Genomic DNA, 19,266 nt, shown 5'->3' on the forward strand with positions numbered 1-19,266 from the left:
CGGCCCCGTTCGTTTTCCGTGTCGTTGTCGGTTCCCTTTTCTGGGGTCCTGTGGGGGGATCTGCCCGATGGGCGCAACTCTGCGGGCGCTGCGCGCCCTTGTTCTGCTCTGTGGTTTCTATCTGCTGAGCCTCGTCCTGCTGGCGGCGCTGGCCACGCTCGACGTGGCGGCATTCACCTGGGCGCCCGGGGCCGTCGCCGGGAAGATCGTGATCGTCTCCCTGCTGCTGGCGATGCCGGTTGTGAGGGGCATGTTCATGCTCCGCACGCCCAGGGGCGAGGGCCCGGCCGGACTCCCGGTCACGGAGGCCGACGAGCCCCGGCTGTGGGCGCTGGTGAGGGAGCTCGCGGCGGCGACGGGGACACGCGCGCCGGACACCATCGTGCTCACCGGTGATGTCAACGCGGCGGTCAGCGAGGAGCCGCGGCTGCTCGGCCTGCGTCCCGGACCGCGCCGCCTCTACCTCGGCGTACCGCTGCTGACCGGGCTGACCGAGGCCCAGCTGAAGTCCGTACTCGCCCATGAGTACGGCCACTTCACCGGCGGCGACACCCGGCTGTCGGCCCTCGTCGTACGCGGCCGGGTGCAGATCGGGCGGACCGTCGGGCACTTCCATGCGAAGGCCGACGGCAGGGAGGCGGCCGAGCGCGCCCGGCAGGAGAAGGCCGCCGCCAAGCGGACCGCGAAGGGCAAGAAGGCCAAGGAGATCGACACCGCGGGCGCCGGGGTCACCTACCGGATGATGGCGGCGATCTACACGGCGTACGCGAAGCTCTACATGCGGGCCACGCTGTCGACGGCCCGCGCGCAGGAGTACGCCGCCGACCTGGCCGCCGCACGGATCGCCGGGCGGGACGCGACCGCATCGGCGCTGCGCGAGATCCCGATCCTCGCCACGGCGCACGACTTCTACCTGGAGTCGTATGCGACGCTCGGCGTCCAGGCCCGCCGACTGCCGCCGCGCGGCCAGTTCTTCGGAGGCTTCGGCCGGATGCTGACGGCGCGTGAGGCGGAGCTGGCGAGGATGCGGGAGATGCTGCCGACGGAGCCCAGGTCGCCGTACGACTCGCATCCGCCGATCGCCAACCGGGTGCTGCGCATCGAGGAACTGCCCGCCGACGGGCGCGGCGAGGAGGCGGACGGCCCCGCGCTCGCGGTGCTCGCGGACCCGGCCCGGACGCTGGCCGCACTGGAGGACGCGGTACTGACGGACGAGGTACGGCAGTTCGAACACGCACCGGAGTGGGAGCAGTTGCTGGACTTGTCGATGGCCGCGGGGCTGGCCTCGCTCGACACCCCGCTGCACCGGGCGCTGGCGTTCCACACCGAGGCCCGGCCGTCGCTGCCCGCGCTGCTCACGGTGATCGACGACGGTCAGCTGTGGCAGCTGGCCCAGCGGCTGCCGCTGTCCGGCCAGACGGCGACCGTGGAAGGCCGGGCGTTCCGGGAGCTCGTACGGCCGGTGCTGCGGGACTCGCTGCAGAGCATGGTGCTGGCCGAGTTCAGTGCGCGGTCGTTGCTGAACTGGGAGTTCTCCTGGTCGCGTCCCGCGGCGGTACGGCTGCCCGGTTCGGCGTCGGACCTGGACGGCGAGGCGGGCACGGAGGCCGCGCTGGACGCCGCCGTGGACGCTGCGCTGGCCGACCACCCCGACACGGCTCCGCTGCGCGCACTGCTGCCCCCGGCCCCACAGCCGGCCTGACCCCGGAAGTGACGCCGAGGACGCCTGCCGACCTGGCCTGCACGGCCGCGCCCGCCCCGGCATGAGCGGAATTCGGACGGCACCCGGCACGTTGTGAGGGGTGCCGCCGCGGGGCAGACACCCCGCCCCCGGGACCGACAGGGAGACCCCATGCTCTTCGGCCGCACGCCCCAACTGCCCACCGCCGAGCAGGCACTCAAGGGCCGGTCCGCGCCCATATTCGAGGTCCCCGACCGGCACACCGTCCTGGGCAATCCCCTCCAGGGCCCCTACCCCGAGGGCCTGGAGGTGGCCGACTTCGGCCTCGGCTGCTTCTGGGGCGCCGAACGCAAGTTCTGGCAGCTCCCGGCGGGCGTGTGGACGACGCTCGTCGGCTATCAGGGCGGCCACACCGAGAACCCCACCTACGAGGAGGTCTGCTCGGGCCTGACCGGCCACACGGAGGTCGTGCGCGTGGTCTTCGACCCGAAGCTGATCTCGTACGCCCGCCTCCTGCAGACCTTCTGGGAGTCCCACGACCCCACGCAGGGCTTCCGCCAGGGCAACGACGTCGGCACGCAGTACCGCTCGGCGATCCACACCCACACTCCCGAGCAGGCGGCCACGGCCGAGGCGAGCCGCGAGGCCTACCAGAAGGCCCTCACCGAATCCGGCCACCGCAAGACGATCACCACAGAGCTCCTCCCGGCACAGCCCCGCCCCTTCTACCCGGCCGAGGCCTATCACCAGCAATACCTCGACAAGAACCCGGCGGGTTACTGCGGCCTGAGCGGGACGGGGGTCAAGCTAAGTACCCCGTTCGGCACAAACTGGGGGGCGTCCTGCCCGACCGGCATCGCTCCGGCGTCGGACGTCACGGAGAAATAGCGCGCCGACAGCGGCTCGTGCCCGGTCGGAAACGGCCTGGAGGCCGTCGGCCGGTGAGCGGGCGGAGGCGTCTGCCCCCACCCGCCAGGTGATCAGGGAGCGTCGATGAGGCCGTACTTCGGCACGGTCACCGTGCGGGCGCCCGGTGTGCCGCCGAGGACGACCTTGCGGTACGTGACGTTGTTGGTCGTGCTCTGCTCCTTGAGCCGGTTGTCGGGGTTGGCGATGACCTGGATGTAGTAGGTGCCGTTCGGCAGGTCCGTGACGTCGAAGGACTGACCGGGCCGGTACTGGCTGTAGGTGTCGCCGTTGCCGACGTCGAGCACCTCGCGCACCGAGACGGCGGTTTCCTCACCGCAGGCGGTGGCGAGGTCGGTGTTGTACGGGTGCCAGTTGGCGTTCTTCACCGTGTAGTCGATGGCGTCGGTGTTGGCCAGGCAGAACGCCTCCTTGCCGCTGCGGACGATCTCCTTCTTGTCCGCGCCGAGCAGCCGGTAGCTGGCGAAGTCGCTGAAGTGCCAGTGCTGGTGGCCCTCCCGCGGGTCCCACTCCATGGTGCCGGTGGGTGTGTACCCGACCTGCTTGCCCTTGGCGTCGTAGAAGTACTGGTACGCGTCCATCTTCTCCGCGCCGGGCTTGCGGAACCCGTCCACGACCAGCGGCGAGGGGCCACCGTTCCAGACGGTGGCGCTGAAGGCGAGGTAGTCCTTGCCGGCGACGGCACCCGCTCCGCCCTCGGCCCCATCGGTGATCGCGATGCCGTACGCGGGGAGGGCACGCAGGTCGGGCTTGGGCATGTCGGCGGCGACGGCCGCCTTGCCGACCGGGCGTTCGGCGGCCGGCTTCAGGCTCTTCGACGCGCTCTTCTGCCCGCGCTTGGCGCCGGCCAGACCCTGGCCCCCGCCGGAGTCCTGCTGCCGGACCGTCACCTTGATGGTCTGCGTCTTGTCCGGTATTCCGAACAGGTCGCGATACTTCTTCGCCACCGACACCTTCGCGGTGTAGACGCCGGCCGGCAGGTCGATAGCGTTGTCCCCACGGAAGCCCTGGGATGTAGCGGCCGCCCAGCCCTTCTCGACACCCCACACACCACCGAGCGCGAACGGGTTGTCGGAGCAACCGTCGGGGTACTTCGAGGTGGCCGGGGCATCCGGCCGGATCCGGCCCGCCCGGTTGTTCGGGCAGAACGACTGCGTGGTGTCGACCTTCTTCGCGCCCGACTCGTCGCTGATGCTGACCTTGAGGAAGCCCGGCAGGCCCGAGAAGTCCTTCACCAGGCCCTTCGGCAGGGTCTTGGTCACCGTCCGGCCGCCGGAGCGGATCACCTGCGACGCGACGACGGGGTCGTTGTAGGACTTGCGCGTCACCCGCAGCTCGAACGGTCCCCCGTCGACCGTGATGTAAGTGCCGAGGTCCAGATAGACCCCCGGCTCGCCTTCGTATCGGTCGACGGTCACCGCGGGGGTAGCGGCGATCAGTTCGAGCTTCGGCGTACCCGCCGGTGTCGCCGCTCCTGCGCCGGGCGCGGCGAGGGTTCCGGCGGCGCCGACGGTGAGGGCGGCAGCGGCGATGACCGCCGAACGCCGTAAGGCATTGGGGTGGTGTCTGGTCATGGGTGCTCTTTCTGCGTCTGGTCGGGACGAGTCGTACACGTCTTGCAGGCACGGGAGGAGGTGCTTGTGTGCCATCTGTGAAAAGGGTAAGAAGCCGACGCAGGTTGCCTGGCAACCGAAAGTCGCCTTGGATATCGGCTCGTTGCCGCCGTCGACTCGGTGATCGGAGACCGCCTGCCACTCGGCCGGGCCGGAGAAAACACGCAGACCGGTGCGCGGGTTCTGCGCCGACGGATCGCTCCCTGGGCAGTGCACACTCGCCGGCACGGGCACAGGACGCGCTCTCGGACTGAGGGCGCTGCACGAGAGGCGCCGACAGCGCCGTCTGCGACGGCTGGGGTTGTTCAACGGCTCATGACGGACTCTGCCATCCGTCGGACGCCCTGATGGATCACGAGCGGATCCCGCTCGCCGCGCCCGTCCCGCGTACGCTCGTACGTGCCGGACACATCCAAGCCCACCACCCGGGCGCGGCCGCACTCGCTGACTCCCTCTTCCGCTCCGACCGCGCACCGCACTGCCTTCACTGGTTCTGACGGCGCGCTCGCCGGCCCTGCGCAGGTCTCGTCGGCCTGTAGCCGCCCGTCGGGCCGAGCGTCACGCGTAGTGCTCGGCCCGGAGCGTGCCAGTGCCGGACCGCCTGTCCGCTCGCCGTGGTCGTGGCAGTCGCCCGGAGCCGACCAGGTTCGCCATAAGGCACTCCACATTCGCCATAAGGCGCCCCATAGAGGACAATGAGAACTCCGCGCCGGGTGAGGTGATGGCGATGCCCGCTTGGCATCTGCGTGACTATCACGACGACGATCTCGACCAGGCCATTCAGATCTGGGACCAGAGCCGCCAGGCCGACGAGCACCGGGTGTTTCCGGTCTCCGAGGTGATGGCCGCGGCCAAGGCCGGTCAGACGGCGGTGGTCGCGGTGGTCGGTGGCCAACTGGTGGGCATGGCCGTGGCGCAGGCCCACGACAAGCGGGGCTGGATCCTGCTGGTGGCACTCGCCTCACGATGGCGCGAGCGCGGGATCGGCAGCGCGCTCCTCACCGAGCTGGAACGGCGCCTGCGGGCACTGGGCGTGCGCCACGTCAGTGCCCTGCTGCCGCCCGGTGCCGCCGGAACGAAGGCTCTGGAGAACTCCGGCTACCAGTCCCGCGCCGACCTGACCTACTACGAGAAGCTCGAACCGCCCGGCACCGCCAACGCCGACGTCCTCGCCGCGCTCGGCGGCCGCGTGCTGCCCGAGGGCCTCTGGGACGCCATGGCCGGCATGGAGCGGGAGAAGCAGATCGTCGAGCGCCGTGTCGTACTGCCGCTGACCGAGCCGGCGCTGGCAGACCGCTACGGTGTCGTACCGCCCAAGTCGATCATCATGTTCGGCCCGCCCGGCACCGGGAAGACCAGTTTTGCCAAGGCAGTGGCCTCGCGGCTCGGCTGGCCGTTCGTGGAACTCTTCCCCTCCCGGCTCGCGGCCGACACGAGCGAGGGACTGGCCGTGGCGCTACGGGAGGCTTTTGCGGACTTGGCGGAACTGGACTCCGTGCTGCTCTTCATCGACGAGGTCGAGGAGATCGCCGGCGTGCGCTCCGGGAAGGCGGTCGACCCCGGGCACGGAGTGACCAACGAACTGCTCAAGCTCATCCCCGTCTTCCGCGAGCACGACGCGCGGCTGCTGGCCTGCGCCACCAACTCGGTGCGCTCCCTCGACGCGGCGTTCCTGCGGCCGGGCCGGTTCGACTACGTCATCCCCATCGGCCCGCCGGACCCCACCGCCCGCGCGGCGATCTGGGCCCGCTATCTCAGGGCCTCGGGCGACTCGGTGGATCTCGGCCAACTGGTCGAGGCCAGCGAGCTGTTCACCCCCGCCGACATCGAATTCGCCGCCCGCAAGGGTGCACAGGCGGCATTCGAATACGAGGTCACGCATCGCGAGGGGCGAGCGGCCACCACCGAGGACTACATGACCGCCATCGGTGACACCCGGCCGACTCTCACCCCGCACACGATCGAGGAATTCACCGAGGACATCGACAAGTACAGCCGGCTCTGACCTCGACTCCCAGGCGGACGTCCGCCGAAAATCAGTAGCCGTCCGATCGGGCCGACCTCACGCTGTACGCCGTGGAAGAACCGCTACGCGTGATCCGTGCGGCCTACGACGAGTCCACGATCACCGTCTACCAGGCGTACTCACCCGAGATCGGCCTGCCCGCTGCCCGTGAGGGCCGTTTCCCCGGCGTGTGGAAGCGCGACAGGATGACATGGGTCATCAAGCAGCGTTCACAGCCTCTTTTGGTGATGGGTGGCGGCGTCGGAGGCGAGACGTGGATCGTCGATCGCGTGGTGAGTTGAGCCGCCGAGCGGTGGTACCGCCTTCATCATGACAGGTTGGAGGCCGGTTTCGTAGGACGAAGGGCAGGGCTCAGCAGCCTTGTCCGGCCACTCCTGCGGCTCTGAGAATCGCCCTCATGGATCACACCGACAAGGTCGATCAGGATGCGGTGCTGCGGGCACGCACGGTGTTGCTTGGATCAGGCAGACCGAGCGTCCGCCAACAAGTCGAGGCGTACAGAGTGCTTTCGGCGGTGAGTCCGATTACGTACTTGCCGAAGCTGACTCAGGCACTGCTCTCCCACGGCTACGCGCCAGAGGTCCGAGACCGGCAGGAGGTGCGACTGGCACGCCACGCCGAGGCCGCTGCCACGGCACGGCGCATCGACTCGGGGGAGCCCAAAAGGACCGAGTTGCTCGTCCGTGCTCTGTCCGCGTACCGGTACGAGCTGTATGCCGCCGGACGAAGGGCTGAGGGCTTCGCCATATGTGAGGAGATGGCCGAGGCCGGGCGATGGGGCTTTACGCACGGACAAGTGCCAAGTCCTCTGTACGGACACTGGCAGCTGGCCAGCGTGCTGGCAGAGGACGGCAATCACCAGGAGGCCGCAGAGCTCTGCGGCCGACTGGTCCAGGCAGCTCGCTCAGAAGGGTCGGCGCAGGTCGATTTCTGGACCATGGTGGCATGGACCGCCGAGCTGGATGCGGCTGGATGTCATGACACGGCTCTGACGGCCTTCGCGGACATCGTAGATGCCAGCCGTGCCGAAGTCGATGAGGGCAACTCGGCGCTGGCCATCCTGACGTGGCAACTGGTCCAACAGGCCGGAATGCTGGACGCCGCCGGCCGACGCGTCGAGGCAGGCAGGGCCCGACAAGACGCCTTGGCCCTTCTGTCCGAGCTGGACAGGACGGGGGAACGCAAGAGCTGGAGCAACATCCTGTCGTGGTGGACCACTCTGTACGCTCTGTCCGGTCGGCCGACAGAGCCCGTCGCGCTTCCGGGTTCGCCCGCGCCTGCGTTCGGCTTCCCGTTCCATGACTGGTCACCCGACGTCAAGCAGAAATACTTCGACAGCCTGCCCACCCTCGAAGAACAGGTCGCCGGTCTGAGAGAGGCGGCCAGAACCGACCCCTGCGAACACCTTCCCGCCCTGGTAGCCCTGCACCGGAGGCTCACCATTCGCTCAGCCCTTTACCAGGAGAACCGCAGCTACCGCATCCTGAAGCCACTCCGCCCAATCTTCGATGAGAACGTGACGCTCGCGCGCCGCTTGGCCGACATGGCAGCCACGGAGCAGAGCCGGGAGGCACTGGGACAGGCGTTGACGGACCGTTCCATGTTCCTCCTCGCCGCCCACCAGTACGGCGAGGCCTACGACGACTACCGCGAGGTCGTCGATCTGCTGGGTTGACACATCACGTGATCAGCTTGCGGCAAAGGCGTGTTCAGAGAAATGGTCTACGAACGAGCCTTGACGTGGGTCATCAAGCAGCGTTCACAGACCTGCGCCGCCATGTGACCCGTGGATGATGGCCCCAGTTGTGCCATGATCGCAGGTCAGGGACACAGGTGGGCCAGGAATTCTGCACTGGCGGGGTACCCCTGCTCCTGGGGGAGCAGTCCGGTGGCTGAGTCCAGTTCACCGTTCCTGACGAGTGCGTGGATCTCGTTGGCGAGCGGAGTCACGTCGTTGATGGACACGATCCACTCGTCCGCATAGCGCGACGATGCCTCACCCGAGAGCCCCAGTTGCAGCGAGCGGTGCGGCAGGGGACGCAGGTGCAGATCGCGTTCGGGATCCCACTGGACACGGGCCGGTGCGCGCTTGAGGTCACGCTGCCAGGCGCCGCGGTCGGGATGCAGTCCGCGGACGTAACTCGACAGGCAGGCATGGCGCAGTGCCCAGTCGAAGCCGTCGCGGGTGATCTCGACGGCGAGGACGGTCTCCTGCCCCTCCTTCGTACCCCAGCCGGACCGGTACATCATCCACATGAAACTGGGTTTGATCCACGTCATGCGGCCAGGCTTCCACGCTGCCGGAAAACGGCCGTCTCGGATGGCGGGCAGTCCGATCTCAGGGGAGTACGCCTGGTAGACGGTGATCGTGGACGCCGTGTGGAGCGCGCGAATCCTGCGGAGCGGTTCTTCCATGGCGTACAGCGTGGGCTCGGTCAGCTCAGGTGACCATCGATTTTCGACCCGTTGCCCGATCCGACGGAGCAGGTCGGCCGCAAACGGCAGGCAGTTGCCCGTGCGGGCCAAGTAGCGTCCGGTACGTGGAGCGACATCTCGGCAAAGCCGTACTGCTCGGGTGCCGTCGCGGGATCGATGGAGGCGATCTCGGCCCAACTGACCCAGCTCGCGCTGCCCATCTCGCCTTGATCGATCCAGGAGCAGAGCTCTGAACGCATGTTGCTCGACAAATCGGCGGGAAGACCACGACCGGGTGCAAGCGGCCGGAAGCCTGCGTAGTTGCGGACGCCGAAGAGGAGGCCGAAGGCCGTGTAGTCGGTCTCGTCGTACAGCGGCCACAGATCCATGGCGGTCACCCATGGTTCGCCGTCGTAATCTTCGGTCCCGGCATAGGGATGACGGAACTCGATCCCACCGTAGATGTCCGTGCCCATGGCGAGGGACCCTAACGACCCTGGTCCGCACGTCGCACTGCAATATTGGCGACCAGCGGCGGGGTAGTTCAGCCCTCGGTAGATGTACAGGCTGCAGGATCCTTCGGCCTGCCGGATGGTCATGGTCAAGGTCTGTGAGCAAGGCTTGACATGAGTCATCAAGCAGCGTTCACAGCCGACAAGAACCTGTGCCTACGCGCTGGACCGGGGTCACCTCTGGGGCCGGCCTTTCGAGGCGAGGATCATGGTCCCGTGATGAAGTGGAAGAAGGAGACGCCCCCGGAAGGGCAGTCCGAGCATGAGCCCGAACTCTCGGCCTACCAGAAGGCGCTGCGGAACCGGCTTCTCGCGGCCCCGGTGATGCCCGCACCCGAACCCTGGCGGCCCGTCTTCGAGTACGAGTACGGCATCCCCGTCGGCGGACTGCTCGGGATCGGCTTCGCGACGGCCGCCGACACCGGCCGCGATCTGGTGATGGCCGTCTCCTCCGACGGTCACGGTCTCTTCGACGCCGTGATCGGCGAGAAGATCGCCAGGGACCGCGACCCCGCTCCCGAGGACAGCACCCCCGACGCCGTCGCCGACCTGTCGTGCCCCGGGCTGGGGCCGATCGCCGGAAGCCGCGTACGCATCGCCGGGCTCTTCGGCGGCGGGCTGCACACCACCACCGAAGACGGCTGGACCCTGGAAGTCGTCACCCCGGCCTGGCCGAACGAACGGGTCCTGCTGTCCCGCGACGGCGGGCTCCCCCACGCGGGTCCCAACGGAGAGGAGTGGTGGCACATCTTCCACTCGAACTACTCCACATTCCGTGCAGCCGGCTTCTCCCCCTCCGGCCGAGCGATCGCCGTAGCGACGAGCAGCGACCTCTCCCTGTGGACCCGCAGTACGGACGACCGTCATACCGACGGCTGAGACATGCCCGAGTTCGGGTGGAAGAGCAGAAGGAGGCGGAGTTGAGCGTCACAGGTGTGTGGATCGTCGGCGCGGTGCCCGAACAGGAGGTACGGAATTTGCTGAGCGCTTCGGTGCAGAACTCGGCGCAGGCGCCAGTGCACTTTGACGTGCCTGGAGAGCTGGCTTGGTGGCGAAGCAAGGCGCAGGCGTCCATGTTCACTCCGTCGAGGAGCTCTCCCGGCGATTGGAGCGCCGACGAGGACGCCCTCCGGTTGAGCGCGTTTTTTGACGCCTGCCACGACGACTCCGACCACGCGGAGGAGTTGCGTGACACGGTCATGGATAAGTTTCCCCCCGATGTCGAGGAGGGCTTGTTCGTGGCCACGGCGCGCAAGGCCGACCCGTTCTCCGCCTTGGCTTACGCACTGGGTCCCGATGCGACGCTGCGGCTGCCGGGCTGGTTCGGGGACTTCCTTCTCGATGCCGAGCAAGTCCGTGCTCAACTGCCCGCGGTCGAGGAGGCCCTCGTCCTGACCAGAACCCCACGTCGCGACGCGATCGAGCGAATCCACGCGTGGATGACCGGCTTGGGTGACGACCCCGACCACAACGCGGACGAACTTCTTGACGGCCCGCTCCGCGTTCTCCGCCACGCCGTCTCCTCGGGCCATGGGGCTGCCGGCCAAGTCCGCTGGTACTGACGTAGCCGAACACTGCACGTATCCCGTTCGGAAAGCTGCAGGTAGCATCCGCGAGCGCTTTGGCCTCCTCGGGCTGTGGAACCATGTGAGTGGGGGATTCCTCGATGACGTTTCGACTGCGCGCTGTCCGCGCGTTCGCGTTGCTGGTCGGCTTCTTTCTGATGGGCGTGGTTCTGCTGTCGGCCATGGCGGTACTTGACTGGCTGCTGATGACACGACTGTTCACGGCGCAGGCGGCCTGGTTCGAAGGCACGGTACTGACCGTCACCGTTCTGCTGTCAGCGGCGATTCTGCGGGGTCTCTTCGCCTTTCTACGGGCCGGGCGTCTGGGCCCGATGCCACACGCGGTGGCGGTCACTCCTCAAGACCAGCCCGAGCTGTGGGAACAGATACAGATCGCTGCCGAAGCGACGGGGCAGCGGCCGCCGGATGAGCTCTACCTGGTCGCTGAGGTCAACGCGGGGGTCGCCGAACAAAGCCGCCTGCTGGGCCTGCTCCACGGGCGACGCCGCATGCTCCTGGGCCTGCCGCTGCTTACCGGGCTGACCGTCCCACAGCTGCGCGCCGTCCTCGCCCACGAGTTCGGGCACTACGGCAACCTCGGCACTCGGCTCGGCGGTGTCACGATGCGCGGCCGGGAAGCAGTACTGCACACGGTGGAGGTTTTCCAGAAGGGCAGCACCCGGCTGCACTACGCGATCGGTGCCCTGTACGTCGGCTACGCCCGGATGTTCCTGCGCACCTCGCAGTCCATGGCTCGCCACCAGGAGCTGGCCGCGGACCAGATGGCCGCCCGGCACGCGGGCCGTGACGCGACGGCCGCTGCACTGCGCATGCTTCCGGTGCTCACCGGGGCCTACACCCACTACCTGGAGACGTACACCGCGATGGGTAGGTCGCTGGGAGCGCTACCGCCAGTTGGCGAGACGCACGGCGGTTTCCGTCGGCTGCTCGCCGCCCGCACAGGGGAGCAGCTCGCTGCGCTCTCCGCCGGGCAGCGTCCGCCGCGGCCGCACCAGTACGATTCGCACCCGCCGATAGCCGAACGGATCGCCTTTGTCGAGCAGTTGCCCACCGATGGCCGGCCGGATGAATCGGCCGACGAGCCGACCGGGCTGACCCTGCTGCGCGACCCCGACCGGGTGTTCGCCATGCTGGAGGCGCGCACGCTGCCGCAGGAGGCGGCGCGGCTGCGGCGCATGAGTTGGGACGACCTCGTCATGGCCCGCGCGGTCGCCGACGCCGAGGGCTGGTCTCGGCCGCTGCGGGTCGCCGTGGCCAGGGCGCTTCGCTCATCGGTGCAATGCCCAGGTGATTCGGCGGCCGTACGCCGAGATGCCTCGGCCGAGGAGGTGGCCGCCGACCTCTTGCCCGGTTTGGAGGAGATACTCGACGCGTTCGACCGCGGCCTGCTCTGGATGGCGGTCGCCGACTGCATGCCCAAGCCGTATCAGGCGGCGCGGCTGATCGGGCCGTCCGCCCGCAACTTCATTCGGCCCAAGATCTTCGACGGACTCGCGGGCATGGTCCACCTGCGCCTCGCCGAGTCCGGACACGCCAAACCGGACATCGCCTGGTCGAGGCAGCCCGGACTCTTCCTGCCCGAGTCGTGGGAGAAGGGTATGGACGATGCCATCGACGCGGCCGTCGCCGACACGCCCGACACCGCTCCGCTACGCGCCCTGCTTGCCACCCCTCACCGCGTGCCCGCATAGCCGCTGTGCGGCCGGGTTGCCCGTCAACGCAACGATTCCAGTCCGCTTCAACTCGACAAATGGTTCGTGAACACGGCTTGACGTGGATCAAGCCGTCGTTTTTGTGGATGATGTACCGCTGCGGCTGGGGCGCGAAAGCGGGACAGGAAACCGTCCTCGCTGTCGAGATCAGCCGGGACGGCTTCGAGTGGGCGCTGCGTCACGCGTGTCTGTCGAGTTACGTCCGCGGGGTGCATGCCGACCGAGCCACCTGGCAGCGTCAGTTGAAGCATGCGCCTGCTCGCGTGCAGTGGGACCCCGAGCGGGACCCGCACCTCCAGCCCCTGCCGTACCGATCTCTGCAACTCGGCCTTTCCGGGGAGGCCGTACGGCGCTACGCGGACGAGTGGACGGTCGCCATCCGCGACGTGACCCCGCTCGCCCGCGAGATCCATACCCTCGTCAGCGGCGGTGACTTGGCCTCCGCGACCCGGCTGCTGCCACAGGAACGCCCTTATCCCGATCAGGGCGACCATCTCGCCCACCTCATGGGGTGACGGGCCTGCCCGTCGTACGGCAACCCGCGGCCGATGGGCCCCATGGCAGCCGAGGTTCGCCGGGACGGGGGTGTCGTGCCCGGTCGGTTTGGCGCCGGTCGGTGGCTGTCGGTTCGGTGACCACAGCACAGGAGGTGTTCGTCTCCATGATGCGCACGCAGATCGCCCCTGCGCTGCGGGCGCTCGGGTTCAAGGGCTCGGGGCAGATCTTCGAACTGCCCCACCCGGCGTCGTGGGCTCTCCTCGGTTTCCAGAAGTCCGCGTACAACACGGCGAGGCATGTCGAGTTCACGGTCACGGCCCGGCAGCCTGGCACAGTCGCGTAGGAAGCCTCCTTCCCTCGGCCCAGGACACCTGGAGTGATCCGAGCCGCCTGACTGGTTCCGTCATGGCCGCGTTCACCGGCTACGCGCTCCCAGGCCATCAGGGAGCAGCTCCCCTCGTGACGGCCGAGCCGAGGCACTGATGTCCGGGTGAGCATCGGGTGATGCCAGGCGTGCGTACGAAGGAAGTCCGGCCATGTGCAGCCGCCATCGTGTCAGCATCGCGGCCGGCGTGTACGTGGGACGTACACCCGAACGCGCAAGGAGTTCAGGGACGTTCGCCTCCGTGGCACGGGGCCTGAATACAGAACTGCTCCAGGGCTCTCAGGACCTGGCGCAGTTCGCTGGGCAAGCTGGTCGGCCACAACCTCATGCTGGTACACGTCCCGCCGGCACCGGTCCGACTGGATCGTGCAGAAATACCCTAGGGGGCCTCAGTCGCCATGGGCGACCAGCTCGGCGTCGGCGTCCAGTGCGTCGAGCACCGCGTCGCCGTTCTCCCTGGCCCACTCGGTCAGCATGTGGATCGGATCGATCAGCGTCGTACCTAGCGGAGTGAGCTCGTACTCGACGCGGGGCGGCGCCTCGGCGTAGGCGTGGCGGCTGATGAGTCCGTGCGCCTCGAGCCGTCGGAGTGTCTGGGTGAGCATCTTGCGGGAGATGCCGCCGATCAGCCCGATCAGCTCGCCATGGCGGACCGGGCCCTTGCTGAGGCCGTAGAGCACGACCACCGTCCACTTGTCGGCGATGAGCTCGACCGCCAGACGCGCCGGGCAGTCGGCGAGAAAGGGATCACCGGAACCGAAACCGCTCATGGCGGCAAAGGTACCCGGGCCACGGGTACCTGCTGGTTCCTGTCGGAAACCTAGCCTGGGTTCTCTCCCCCCTCCAGAGCTAGGAGAGTCATGCGAGTCATCACCCAGCAGACGCTCGGCGGTCCCGAGGTGCTCACCGTCGTGGACGTGCCCGAGCCCCGGCCCCTCCCGACCGAGGTTCTCGTCCGCGTCAGGGCGATCGGGCTGAACCCGCTGGAGGCGCGCCTGCGCGCCGGTGAGTTCCCGCTGCTCGGCCGGCCGCCGTTCGTGCTCGGCTGGGACATCAGCGGTGTGGTCGAGGAGGGGTCGCAGTCGTGGCGGTTCCGGCCCGGCGACGAGGTGTTCGGGATGCCGCTGTTCCCGCGGGCGGCGAGCGCGTACGCCGAGGTCGTGTCGGCGCCGGCGTTGCACCTGGCACGCAAGCCGGCCTCGCTCTCGCACGTCGAGGCGTCGGCCCTGCCGATCGTCGGGCTGACGGCGTGGCAGGGCCTCGTCGACCTCGCCGGCGTGACCGAGGGCGACCGTGTCCTGGTCCACGGCGGAGGTGGCGGGGTCGGCCATGTCGCGATCCAGATCGCGAAGGCGCTCGGCGCGCATGTGATCGCGACCGCAAGCGGGAGCAAGCGGAAGTTCGTCGAGGGGTTCGGCGCCGACGAGGTGATCGACTACACGGCGGTCGACTTCACCGAGGCGGTCCGCGACATCGACGTCGTGCTCGACACGATCGGCGGCGACACCGTCGAGCGGTCGCTCGAAGTGCTCCGCCCGGGCGGTCACCTGGTGACGGCGGTCGCCGAGGAGGATTCGGAGCTCATCGCCAGGTACGAGGCGGCCGGCATGCGCTTCAGCGGCATCGCGGTCGACCCCGATCCGATCGCCCTGCGAGGTCTCGTCGAACTCGTCGAACAGGGCAGGCTCCGGGTCCATGTGCAGGAGACGTTCCCGTTCGAGCGTGTCGCCGACGCACACCGCCTGCTCGACGGCGGTCACCTCCAGGGCAAGCTCGTCCTCACCGTCTGATGCCGTCGTGGGGCCTCGCCGCCCCGATTCGACAAGGGCAAAGGCCTGAGGCGGAAGGCGGGAGGCCGGGCGGGGGTCAAGCTGAGCACCCCTTTCGGGGCGGCCGAGGGGGTGGCGTGCCGACAAAATCAGTGGCCGCCCGAACCCGCCGACCCCAAGCTGTACGGCATGGACCAACCGCAACGCGGGATCCGTGCGGCCTACGGGGACTCCACGATCACCGTCTACCAGGCGTACTCCCCGGAGATCGGGCTGCCCGCCGTCCGCGAGGGTCGTTTCCCCGCCGTGTGGAAGCGCGACAGGATGACCTGGACCACCAAGGCGTGGTCGTAAGATCCCCCGCTGGTGGTCGACACAGCTTGTGGGGGCGAACATGGAGAGACCGGACGACCGCATCGCATCCGTTCTGCGCTTCGCTGCGGAACTCGTCGCCTGGGTGGCCAGTCCCTGGGCCTTGTCCAAGTACTCATGGCTGCTTGCCGTCTTGGCGGTGGCGGTACTGATCGGCCTCCCGGCCGTCTTCTCCACTCCGGGAGACAAGGCGCAGGTGATCATCGCTGTTCCGGGTACGGTCACGATCCTGCTCGTGCTGCTTCAGCTCGCTGCTGCCGCGATCGCCGCATGGTTGGCGTGGCCCATCTATGCGGCAGTCCTCGTGTCTCTCCTCGTGGCCGCCACCCTCGTCACGGAACGTCAACGCTGGCAGTGGCTACTCTCCACGGACCGGCGCACTGGCTGAGCTGCGGAGAGGTGGCACCGGAGTGCCTTCGCTCGCCGGACACGCCCGCCACTTCCTTGCCTCTCCCTATCCTTCAGTGAAGTACGTATACGGCGCCACCGAGACTCCTTCGGAGACCGCGCGTTCGTCGTCCTCGCCGGCCTCCGGGTCGAGGTCGCGCGCCCACAGCGAATGCATGGACCACACGGAGAAGCCGGCGTGGAAGTCGTGGCCGATGTCTGAGGGTGTGCTTGAGTGCCCGAGGGCGTGGAGGTCCGCGACAACGTCATCCAGAAAGCGATGGGTCAGCTGAACCCCGTCGTAGTGCGCTTCGGCATCGCCGCCTTCGCCGCCGTAGCCGATCTCCACGAGTTCGACCGTCGCGTCAGCCGCGTAGGTGATCACCAGCGTGGGTGAGGTGGTGTACACGGCCCGCTGTCCACCCGGGCCGTGATACGGAGACCCGACGCGCTCCTCGACCTGCGATCGCGGATCGCCGATTCTGACGAGGGCCACGCCTTGTCCTGGAATGATCTCCATGATGACCATCCTGCCACCCAGGACAAGCACTCGGGAGTCCGCGCAGAGAGCAGAGCGCCGCCGCTCCGTCCGGCGAAGGTCTGTGAGCGAGGCTTGACATGGGTCATCAAGCCGCTTTCACAGACTCCAGTGGCCTGGGTGGCCTCTGACCTGCACCCATCCTGGCGTCTCGTACCGATGGGCATCGCCCCGGCTTCCTGCGTCGATCGACGGCAGGCAGGTCCTCGGACGTCAGTCCACCGGCTCGCTGCGCGGTTCCGGTGGGCGGATGCGCTGGCCCGGGTCGGGGGCCCGGGTGGACTTGGCCGTTCGCCACAGCAATAGACAGCACAGGACCGTCACTGTCAGACCGAGCAGCCACACGAGCACCAGGCCGACCGTCGCACCGAGTGACCGGTGACCATGGTCCGTCGTGAACGCTGCGGGAGCTGCCGCTCCGAGAGCGAGCAGCGCTACCCCTGGACAGGTGACGAAGTACGCATAGATCCACAGCAACCACGGAATGCCGAACCTGGCTGGGTTCCGGGGCGACCCAGGATTCCCAGCCGAGGCCTCCCGGTACGCGTGGACTCAGATGTTCGCGGATGTAACGGCCCAGCTGTCCGATACCGACATGGTCCTCGACGAAACGCGAGAAGTTGAACACCGCACCGGGGATGGTCAGTTGCAACGCGAGGATGTTGTGCTGAGTGGTCTGCCGTTGAAGGATCTCCTGCCTCAGGGCTACGAATTCGGCCAGTGGCCCTTCGGAATCGTGATCCGATGATGTGCTCACCCACCACCCCCGGTTGTCCCGCCGACAGCTCACTCCGATCGCGCACGGGAGCTCCGCAAGAGCGTCCGGCACCTGCCGAACGGAACACGCCTGCCGCGTCGGAGTACGCCGAGCCGCAACGACGATCGTGTCGTGCCGACGACGTCGATAGGCAGCGCGTCCCTCGGGGGCGAAGGCTGCGGCGGGAAGCGGCAATTCACGGGGAGCGGTGAGGATCACTCGATGCCCAGCGGTCCGATGCCCAGGTCCTCACGCATGATGTCGCGCATGCGCGCAGTGGCCGCGCGCCGCTGCGCTATCAGGGGCGCTTCCTCGGCGGAGCCGACAGCCATTCCTCGGGCGTAGGCGTCGCGGAGTGCGCGCAGACCGTGGAACGCCTCGTTTCCGGCCGTCACGACCTGCGGCGGTCCCACGAGCCAAAGCCGTTCACTTGCTGTGTAGATGCCGGTGCCGCGGACGGCCTCTCGTACGGCCGCGTCACGTGCCGACGCCGACATGTGATCGCCCAGGGCGACGGCTCGTATCTCTTCACCCGCGTCTTTGAGGGCGGCGACGAACACCGTGTACACCTCGCGCCGTATCTCCAGCGCGTGCCTGTCTTCTTCTCGTTGCCACCGATTGCGATCGGCGATCAGAGTGGCTGCAATCCCGATGGCGGCACCAGCCAGTGTGGAGAGCAAGGGCATCCAGTCCATGTGCCGCAGCCTGTCCGAAGCGGTGCGTCGGCGCCAGTGGGTCCCGCTGGGCACGCGTACACGTCGATGTCAGAGCACGAACATATCCCGTTGGACCCGCACATCTCGCCCACCTGAACGGATGACGGCCTCATCCACCCGACAGCCGGTTCCGGTGACCGGGCGGCGCGGACCGAGTCGGCGGCCCTGAGCAGACGGGTCACGCACTGGGGCACCTCCTCCCCGGCGGGGCCGCGACGCGGCGGGCCAACGCGCTCTTCGGCATGCGACCGCGGGTCGCCGGGGATTCATGGGGTGAGCTCGAACCGGGGCGTCGAACCGATTCGGCAAAGCCTTGCCCGTCGCCGACGTCGAAGAGCGAGGACCGGAGGGAGGCGCGCGGATGGGCCGCGCCATGCTGCCCGGTGGCTGTCTCCGACCGTGCATTACCCTCTCGACCCATGTCTGACCTGCCCGATCACACCAGTGCGATCATCGACGCGATAGTCGATCACGTCGGCCGCTCGACGCTTCCGTTCCAGCGGGCTCATCGCGAGGAACAACACGCTACGGCCTTCTGGTTCAACGAACTCGTGGAGACGACCTCCGAGGGCGAGGTCATCCGGCAGTACCTCGTGACCGCCAGTGAGCCGGCGCGGGTCGAGTTGGCCGAGTTCACCCTGCGCCCCGAACTGTGCGCACCCGCGATGAGCGCCGAGAAGCTGATGATGGTCGACTTCGCGGAGGGGTGGACCCATCTCGGCGATCTGGGGGTGGCGGTCATGCCCTCCGCCGGGCTGCACGCACACGGCGCCCGCAAGGGCTGGCACTGGACGACCGACGAGATCACCGACGGCATCGCGGCCACGGAACAGGACATCGCCGACCTCGGTGAGTCGCCGGTCCCGGCCTATCTGCTGGGTCACGTCAACGACGGGGACGTCTCCCGGGAGCAGGCTGTCGTGATCGGCCGGATCACACGCTCGGACGACGGCGGCATCCGGTGGATCGGAGACCTGCCACAAGGGTGCGTGGGCGCACCGGTGTTCATCGGCGTACCCCTCGACGACAACAGTTTCAAGCTGGTGTGCGTCGGAGTGACACTCCCCGCCGGCGACCACCACACCGTTGCCGCCTTCGACGGCATCCGCGCCGCCTTGAAGGCCTTCCCGCCGGACAGCACGTCAGCCCCTGACGGGGCCGGGACCGTTCCTCGGCCGGGCGAGCAGAAGCGGCGCTGGTGGCAGCGGCGCGGCTGACGCCGCACGGCACCGCCGGGCCTCGCGTCCGCGCCGACGGCCGCCGTTCGGATCGCCCAGGGCGGCCCTTCAGGTGATTGCGGACGCCGCATGGGCCGGACAGCGCCACCGCGGGGGTACGACGTCTCAGCACAGGACGAACCCAGAATGCCGTG

20 protein-coding genes and 1 pseudogene are annotated in these 19,266 nt (G+C 68.4%); 15 read left to right on the plus strand and 6 right to left on the minus strand.

Translation table 11 applies throughout. The features are described from left to right. Positions 1-67 precede the first annotated feature (67 nt). Together EDD90_RS21155 and msrA are read left to right on the plus strand one after the other, a co-directional pair. Positions 68-1,702, plus strand: coding sequence for a M48 family metallopeptidase (locus tag EDD90_RS21155; protein ID WP_123974530.1), 1,635 nt, complete (start codon positions 68-70; stop codon positions 1,700-1,702). A 150-nt stretch (positions 1,703-1,852) separates the two neighbouring features. Then, on the plus strand, positions 1,853-2,569 hold the full coding sequence (msrA, locus tag EDD90_RS21160) for a peptide-methionine (S)-S-oxide reductase MsrA (RefSeq protein ID WP_123974531.1): 717 nt from the start codon (positions 1,853-1,855) through the stop codon (positions 2,567-2,569). 92 nt (positions 2,570-2,661) lie between these two features. Here msrA and EDD90_RS21165 read toward each other — a convergent pair whose 3' ends face one another. Next, positions 2,662-4,182 carry a lysyl oxidase family protein gene (locus EDD90_RS21165; RefSeq protein ID WP_123974532.1) on the minus strand — a complete coding sequence of 507 codons (1,521 nt, stop codon included), beginning with the start codon at positions 4,180-4,182 and terminating at the stop codon, positions 2,662-2,664. A 760-nt stretch (positions 4,183-4,942) separates the two neighbouring features. Here EDD90_RS21165 and EDD90_RS21170 point away from each other — a divergent pair. The 3 genes and pseudogenes from EDD90_RS21170 (at position 4,943) to EDD90_RS21180 (ending at position 7,922) form a co-directional block, all read left to right on the plus strand. Beyond that, a complete protein-coding gene (locus EDD90_RS21170; protein WP_221305118.1) occupies positions 4,943-6,226 on the plus strand; it encodes an ATP-binding protein in 1,284 nt (427 codons plus the stop codon). 71 nt (positions 6,227-6,297) lie between these two features. Beyond that, a pseudogene (locus EDD90_RS59045) lies at positions 6,298-6,444 on the plus strand (DUF4291 family protein); the annotation flags it as partial. A gap of 200 nt (positions 6,445-6,644) precedes the next feature. After that, positions 6,645-7,922: a hypothetical protein gene (locus EDD90_RS21180; protein ID WP_123974535.1), complete on the plus strand. Its 1,278-nt coding sequence runs from the start codon at positions 6,645-6,647 to the stop codon at positions 7,920-7,922. A gap of 146 nt (positions 7,923-8,068) precedes the next feature. On the opposite strand, the gene EDD90_RS21185 is transcribed toward EDD90_RS21180, so the two are convergent. Both EDD90_RS21185 and EDD90_RS21190 read right to left on the minus strand, forming a co-directional pair. Then, positions 8,069-8,662, minus strand: a complete 594-nt coding sequence (locus tag EDD90_RS21185) for a DUF4291 domain-containing protein (protein WP_123974536.1) — start codon at positions 8,660-8,662, stop codon at positions 8,069-8,071. 20 nt (positions 8,663-8,682) lie between these two features. Beyond that, positions 8,683-9,138 (minus strand): hypothetical protein, encoded by a 456-nt coding sequence (locus tag EDD90_RS21190; protein WP_123974537.1) that lies wholly within the window; start codon positions 9,136-9,138, stop codon positions 8,683-8,685. A 255-nt stretch (positions 9,139-9,393) separates the two neighbouring features. On the opposite strand from EDD90_RS21190, the gene EDD90_RS21195 reads away from it, so the two are divergent. The 5 genes from EDD90_RS21195 (at position 9,394) to EDD90_RS21215 (ending at position 13,313) form a co-directional block, all read left to right on the plus strand. Further along, positions 9,394-10,053, plus strand: coding sequence for a hypothetical protein (locus EDD90_RS21195; RefSeq protein WP_123974538.1), 660 nt, complete (start codon positions 9,394-9,396; stop codon positions 10,051-10,053). A 17-nt stretch (positions 10,054-10,070) separates the two neighbouring features. After that, positions 10,071-10,736, plus strand: a complete 666-nt coding sequence (locus EDD90_RS21200; RefSeq protein ID WP_123974539.1) for a hypothetical protein — start codon at positions 10,071-10,073, stop codon at positions 10,734-10,736. Between the two features lie 104 nt (positions 10,737-10,840). Then, entirely contained in the window at positions 10,841-12,451 is a 1,611-nt protein-coding gene (locus tag EDD90_RS21205) for a M48 family metallopeptidase (RefSeq protein WP_123974540.1), read from the plus strand. A 59-nt stretch (positions 12,452-12,510) separates the two neighbouring features. Continuing rightward, entirely contained in the window at positions 12,511-12,987 is a 477-nt protein-coding gene (locus tag EDD90_RS21210; protein ID WP_123974541.1) for a DUF4291 domain-containing protein, read from the plus strand. 116 nt (positions 12,988-13,103) lie between these two features. Continuing rightward, entirely contained in the window at positions 13,104-13,313 is a 210-nt protein-coding gene (locus EDD90_RS21215) for a DUF4304 domain-containing protein (protein WP_123974542.1), read from the plus strand. Between the two features lie 431 nt (positions 13,314-13,744). Here the strand turns inward: EDD90_RS21215 and EDD90_RS21220 are convergent, their stop codons facing one another. Beyond that, complete coding sequence (locus EDD90_RS21220) at positions 13,745-14,125, minus strand: helix-turn-helix domain-containing protein (protein WP_123974543.1); 381 nt, start codon at positions 14,123-14,125, stop codon at positions 13,745-13,747. A gap of 90 nt (positions 14,126-14,215) precedes the next feature. Between EDD90_RS21220 and EDD90_RS21225 the strand changes: the two genes are divergently transcribed. The 3 genes from EDD90_RS21225 to EDD90_RS21235 all read left to right on the plus strand — a co-directional run bounded on the left by EDD90_RS21225 (position 14,216) and on the right by EDD90_RS21235 (position 15,884). After that, complete coding sequence (locus tag EDD90_RS21225) at positions 14,216-15,145, plus strand: NADP-dependent oxidoreductase (protein WP_123974544.1); 930 nt, start codon at positions 14,216-14,218, stop codon at positions 15,143-15,145. 168 nt (positions 15,146-15,313) lie between these two features. After that, positions 15,314-15,478 (plus strand): DUF4291 family protein, encoded by a 165-nt coding sequence (locus EDD90_RS21230; RefSeq protein ID WP_123974545.1) that lies wholly within the window; start codon positions 15,314-15,316, stop codon positions 15,476-15,478. 40 nt (positions 15,479-15,518) lie between these two features. After that, complete coding sequence (locus EDD90_RS21235; protein WP_123974546.1) at positions 15,519-15,884, plus strand: hypothetical protein; 366 nt, start codon at positions 15,519-15,521, stop codon at positions 15,882-15,884. 66 nt (positions 15,885-15,950) lie between these two features. Here EDD90_RS21235 and EDD90_RS21240 read toward each other — a convergent pair whose 3' ends face one another. Then, a complete protein-coding gene (locus tag EDD90_RS21240) occupies positions 15,951-16,403 on the minus strand; it encodes a hypothetical protein (RefSeq protein ID WP_185149174.1) in 453 nt (150 codons plus the stop codon). A 613-nt stretch (positions 16,404-17,016) separates the two neighbouring features. Between EDD90_RS21240 and EDD90_RS55565 the strand changes: the two genes are divergently transcribed. Next, positions 17,017-17,169, plus strand: coding sequence for a hypothetical protein (locus tag EDD90_RS55565; RefSeq protein ID WP_185149175.1), 153 nt, complete (start codon positions 17,017-17,019; stop codon positions 17,167-17,169). A gap of 224 nt (positions 17,170-17,393) precedes the next feature. On the opposite strand, the gene EDD90_RS21245 is transcribed toward EDD90_RS55565, so the two are convergent. Beyond that, positions 17,394-17,873 (minus strand): hypothetical protein, encoded by a 480-nt coding sequence (locus EDD90_RS21245; protein WP_260327972.1) that lies wholly within the window; start codon positions 17,871-17,873, stop codon positions 17,394-17,396. 440 nt (positions 17,874-18,313) lie between these two features. Between EDD90_RS21245 and EDD90_RS21250 the strand changes: the two genes are divergently transcribed. Next, a complete protein-coding gene (locus EDD90_RS21250; RefSeq protein WP_123974548.1) occupies positions 18,314-19,111 on the plus strand; it encodes a hypothetical protein in 798 nt (265 codons plus the stop codon). The last annotated feature ends 155 nt before the right edge of the window (positions 19,112-19,266 follow it).

Source organism: Streptomyces sp. Ag109_O5-1, from assembly GCF_003814875.1.
Classification (GTDB): domain Bacteria; phylum Actinomycetota; class Actinomycetes; order Streptomycetales; family Streptomycetaceae; genus Streptomyces; species Streptomyces sasae.

Coding starts and splice junctions, on each gene's coding strand:
- EDD90_RS21155 (WP_123974530.1), top strand. CDS start 68: ATGGGCGCAACTCTGCGGGCGCTGCGCGCCCTTGTTCTGCTCTGTGGT.
- msrA (WP_123974531.1), top strand. CDS start 1,853: ATGCTCTTCGGCCGCACGCCCCAACTGCCCACCGCCGAGCAGGCACTC.
- EDD90_RS21165 (WP_123974532.1), bottom strand. CDS start 4,182: ATGACCAGACACCACCCCAATGCCTTACGGCGTTCGGCGGTCATCGCC.
- EDD90_RS21170 (WP_221305118.1), top strand. CDS start 4,943: ATGGCGATGCCCGCTTGGCATCTGCGTGACTATCACGACGACGATCTC.
- EDD90_RS21180 (WP_123974535.1), top strand. CDS start 6,645: ATGGATCACACCGACAAGGTCGATCAGGATGCGGTGCTGCGGGCACGC.
- EDD90_RS21185 (WP_123974536.1), bottom strand. CDS start 8,662: ATGGAAGAACCGCTCCGCAGGATTCGCGCGCTCCACACGGCGTCCACG.
- EDD90_RS21190 (WP_123974537.1), bottom strand. CDS start 9,138: ATGGGCACGGACATCTACGGTGGGATCGAGTTCCGTCATCCCTATGCC.
- EDD90_RS21195 (WP_123974538.1), top strand. CDS start 9,394: ATGAAGTGGAAGAAGGAGACGCCCCCGGAAGGGCAGTCCGAGCATGAG.
- EDD90_RS21205 (WP_123974540.1), top strand. CDS start 10,841: ATGACGTTTCGACTGCGCGCTGTCCGCGCGTTCGCGTTGCTGGTCGGC.
- EDD90_RS21210 (WP_123974541.1), top strand. CDS start 12,511: ATGGTTCGTGAACACGGCTTGACGTGGATCAAGCCGTCGTTTTTGTGG.
- EDD90_RS21220 (WP_123974543.1), bottom strand. CDS start 14,125: ATGAGCGGTTTCGGTTCCGGTGATCCCTTTCTCGCCGACTGCCCGGCG.
- EDD90_RS21225 (WP_123974544.1), top strand. CDS start 14,216: ATGCGAGTCATCACCCAGCAGACGCTCGGCGGTCCCGAGGTGCTCACC.
- EDD90_RS21230 (WP_123974545.1), top strand. CDS start 15,314: ATGGACCAACCGCAACGCGGGATCCGTGCGGCCTACGGGGACTCCACG.
- EDD90_RS21235 (WP_123974546.1), top strand. CDS start 15,519: ATGGAGAGACCGGACGACCGCATCGCATCCGTTCTGCGCTTCGCTGCG.
- EDD90_RS21240 (WP_185149174.1), bottom strand. CDS start 16,403: ATGGAGATCATTCCAGGACAAGGCGTGGCCCTCGTCAGAATCGGCGAT.
- EDD90_RS55565 (WP_185149175.1), top strand. CDS start 17,017: ATGGTCCTCGACGAAACGCGAGAAGTTGAACACCGCACCGGGGATGGT.
- EDD90_RS21245 (WP_260327972.1), bottom strand. CDS start 17,873: ATGGACTGGATGCCCTTGCTCTCCACACTGGCTGGTGCCGCCATCGGG.
- EDD90_RS21250 (WP_123974548.1), top strand. CDS start 18,314: ATGTCTGACCTGCCCGATCACACCAGTGCGATCATCGACGCGATAGTC.